A 4,325-nucleotide genomic window follows, 5' to 3' on the forward strand; every position below is an offset into this window, starting at 1 on the left:
AGTTTTAGTGCAAGGGACTATTTCATCAGAATGCTGCTTTTTATAAGTATTAACAAAGGAATCAACACTATGTATTCTAATTTTTTGAGATAGTGTAGAAATCAATTGTGACATAAACTGTGTAGATAGTTTATGCCGAATAGAACACTTAGCAGAGTGTTGTTTTCTTTGTTGAGATAGTAGATGAGCAGTATCACTAAAATATGTTGATTGTAGTACTTCTTTATAGCCATAAAGGTATTGTTTTTGCAGAACAGAGCCACGTTTGATTTCACGTGAAATGGTGGATTTATGGCGATTCAGTAGTGTTGCAATTTTTGAAATAGTATAGCCCTCGTTTAATAATATTTCAATTTGACTTCTTTCTTTATCACTTAAGTGTTTATAGTGTCGTTTTGTGGTATAATGTACTTCAGACATGAAAATCTTCCTATCTATTTGGTTTGGCAACTTTAGTATAGCTGATTTTCATGTTTTTTTGTTTATTTTTATTTGTTGCACTTCATTTTACAACACGGGAATATTTTTATGATAGAACTTTCATAAATATTTTATTGATATTAATCAAATATAGATGTTCTAAAGTCATTAGTTTGGCGAAGATAGGCATTATAAACTTTTGAATGTAATAATTGTACCCAACTTGCTGGAGCATGACTAGTCGCTCTATCAATATTTGCCATATCACTTTCAAGTGCTTGTTCGACTAATCTTTGATAGTGTTCAAAAGATGTAATCGTAATTTCTTTTGTTGAACCAGGTACACCTAATTCATATTGAATAGTTATTGGTTTAAATCTGGATAATTTGTTAATCCTTTCTTGATACATTGCTTTTTTAAAGTCTGCCCATGATGCATACTCTTGAGCTAATATTTTATCAAAGACAAATTGATCTGTTGTTAAACCAATGTAACGACGATGCCAGCCTGACCATGTTTTATATCCTGCATCAAAGGCTTCTTGTGCATACATGTTTGATGAATATGGAAGATATCCTCCATGATAACCTTTAGCCGCTAACAATTCAAATGCTATACGTTTATACATCACATCGCCAGGTGCTCCATTTTTATTATCTATAGCAGCATAGTTAGCAGATAATATTGGAATATTATAGTAACTATCCCGTTTAAATGTTTCATCATCAGCATAACTACGACGATTAATAATGTTGTTATCAATCAAATCTTCAAATGTTTTTAGTTTGTCAACTTCTGTATCTGTTAACGGACGTACACGGTTTGCAGCATGTGTTTGATTTCCATCTTTATCCGTGATAAGAACATTTTCAATTGTTCTATACCATTTTTTCTTGATTGATGCATTTTGTTTTAATACAGCCATTCCCTCTGCATATTCTAACATATACACAACATCAAACATATTATGCATATATTCTTTAACATCGTCTAAGTTTTGATAACGTTCATTTGGATTTGCAGCATGGAATCTGTTTGTATCATCAAAATTATCAGTAAATAATGTATTGATACCCATTGTTGAACTAGAAACATACATTGGTGCTTCTAACATACCACGTGCAAATACTTCTGCACCCAATCCTTCACGTCTGCCTTTTCCTTCAAAATATGCTGTTCCGTCAAAATTATGCGTCATTTCATGAGTAAATGTAGCTGCTCCATCTCTATCCAACATACGATATGAAATAAAATGAATAATTAATCCATTTGCATACGCTCCTTGTCCGTTATTAATATAATAACGACCAACTGGACCAAAAAAGTTTTGAATGGAGCTATCTTTGTCTTTTAAAGTTTTCCAACTATCTCCACCTTTATCATTAGCGTAGAAAAATCCATCGTAGGTTAAAATTTTTCTAAACAGTTTATCTCTGGATTCTTCATTAATCATCTTATACCAGAAATCGAAATAATCTCTTTGCCATGTTGCACCTTGATTAACTCGATTGCGCATATATTGGATAAATTCATCTCCAGTTACTTTAGCTCTACTCGAGTAACGTTCGTATCCACCAAAGGCTAGCGTAGCAATATTTGAAATAATATACATACTTTCATCTTCCATAGTTAATAACGGTAATAGCATGTTTTTATATTCCCAATTATCACTTGCAATACGATCGTATATCCCAACTGAATATTTATTATTCTTCTGACCGTCAGCATTTAATTGTTTTTGTCTAGCATCCTCAACAGTGGATAATGACTCAACCATATATGCTTTACTATTAGCTTTTAACCATTCATTATTTGTTTTTTGTGGTGTAAATAGTTGGCGATATGCTTCCACATACTCAAACACACTATTTTTTCCTTTAACATTTGCCAATTTAGATTGAAATACTTCAACATTTTTAGAGGCTCTTAAAATGTCAAATCCTGCGCTTCCCACATTGATAATATGCTCCAAAGTAGATACTTGGTTATTACCAAAGAAGTCTAATTTGTAAACAGACAAATCTTTGACATTGATATCATCATAATTAATATTGTACCAACGATTTAAGTAGCTTAATCCTAATAGAATTGACGCAGCATTCTCTTTAATTTTATTTACTAAAGTTTCTTTTACACTTCCCTCTGGCAAATTAATAGCTTTATCTGCTGATAGCATTTTTGCTAATTCTTGTGGCAAGTTTGCTTTAATTTTTTCAAATGCTTGACTTAAATATAAATCATCTAAAGATTTAGTACTATCGTCTGCACTAATTCCTAAAGTATTTAAAATCTCATTTGAATCGAAAGTGATGGCTGATAATGTTGGCATGACTTCGTCAATGATTGGTGCATACGATGTTAACATCATTTCAGGAGTGTAAAGTAATGGTGTTCCCGTCAACGTATATTCAGCAATTTTTGTAGTTTTAAAGTCCTCTTTAAATGCTAAAGGCATATAATCTACAGTATTATCAGCATAGTGTAACATTAATTTGTTAATAGCACCTTTATTTGCATGTACATCTGTAACAATTGTCTGATCAATCATTGGCACAACATCAATTAAACGTGTACTATACAGTTTATGATTTACATCTATCTGATTAGCCAAACGTACAATATATTCCTTATTATAAAATGGTAATAATTTTTCTGTATTTGCATAGGCAACCTCTCTATCAGCAGTTGCATCTTGAACAGATAAATAATTCACTCTATAAGCATTTAACTGAGTAGATGATACAGAATCATTTTTCGGAATATAAAATGCATAATTTTGTGCATATTCACCTTGCATGCCTTGAATTAACTCAGGAAGTACAACAGTCATTTTATAAACAGGTACACCGTCTTTTGTTGTTTCTTCAACAGATGATACTGGCAATAACATCTCTTTACTTTGACTCGGCTTAACCTTAATATAATAATGGTTTAAATCTGTTGGTAAAGCAGATAAACTTGTTTTTTGACGATAAGCTGTACCATCTTTTTCATACAATTCAACTGTATTAATGTCTTTAAATTCTACTTTTTTGTATTCTAATCTAAAGTCTTCAGTATCTATTTGCATCTCTTGTTGATTTCCGTCACCAATATTATAAATCAATTCAGTTTTCAACGTATAATCTGTGAAATAATTTAAATCTGTAAGTGTCAAAACTTGTGTTGGATCTGTAATAGGAACCTCTCTAATCAATTCTGTTCCTTTATACAGTTTTGCCGTAGCTGACACATAAGCACTATCACGATCATTTAATGTGTAACTTACTTTGACAGATTTCTTGTCTTCATCTTTTTCAATACGTTGAATATCTAACGTTGGTTTTTCTTTAGTACGTGTCCCAACTTTAATGATCTTTTCGATAGCAGGTGTTGTTTCAACAACTGGATTATTAGGCGTAATAACTCCTGTTTGCTCATCTAATGTATACGTGACTGTTGTCGTTTTTGTTCCATTTTGTCCATTTACTGCAACAACTTCTTTTCCTTTTTCAAGAGTATCATCATTTTCACGTCTTTCATTAAATGGAATACTTTCCGTTGTCACTGTTGGCTTAACACCAACTTTAATAATTTGTTGAACCGGATTAGACACAACACGTTCACTCTTAATGTCTTGAGTTAACGCATCTTTAGTGATTTCTTTCTGTCCTTCAACGCCTTCTTGATCTACTCGTCTTTCTCCATAGTTTAAACTTTCATCTGGCTGATAAAGCGTTTCAAATGGAATACTTTCTGTTGTTGTTACTAATTTTTCTTTGACTGTAATATTTACAGGCACTTCATCTTGACTACCGTCTGGATATGTCACAACCACAATTGCTTCAATTTCTCCTGCTTGTGCTGTGTCTACTGGAGTTTTGAATGCAAATTGTGTGTTTGCGGGTAAGTCTGCCACATTCTT

General features: G+C 32.2%; 2 protein-coding genes. Both read right to left on the bottom strand.

Features of this window, described 5'->3' with window-relative positions; genetic code table 11:
- On the bottom strand, positions 1-420 hold a 420-nt coding region (locus E4T68_RS08475; RefSeq protein ID WP_135125960.1), incomplete at its 3' end, for a helix-turn-helix domain-containing protein.
- Positions 421-560: 140 nt separating this feature from the next.
- The coding region (locus E4T68_RS08480; protein ID WP_194185112.1) for a ZmpA/ZmpB/ZmpC family metallo-endopeptidase at positions 561-4,325 on the bottom strand (3,765 nt) is incomplete at its 5' end.

Origin of the sequence: Granulicatella sp. WM01 (assembly GCF_004570605.1) — a bacterium.
GTDB lineage: Bacteria > Bacillota > Bacilli > Lactobacillales > Aerococcaceae > WM01.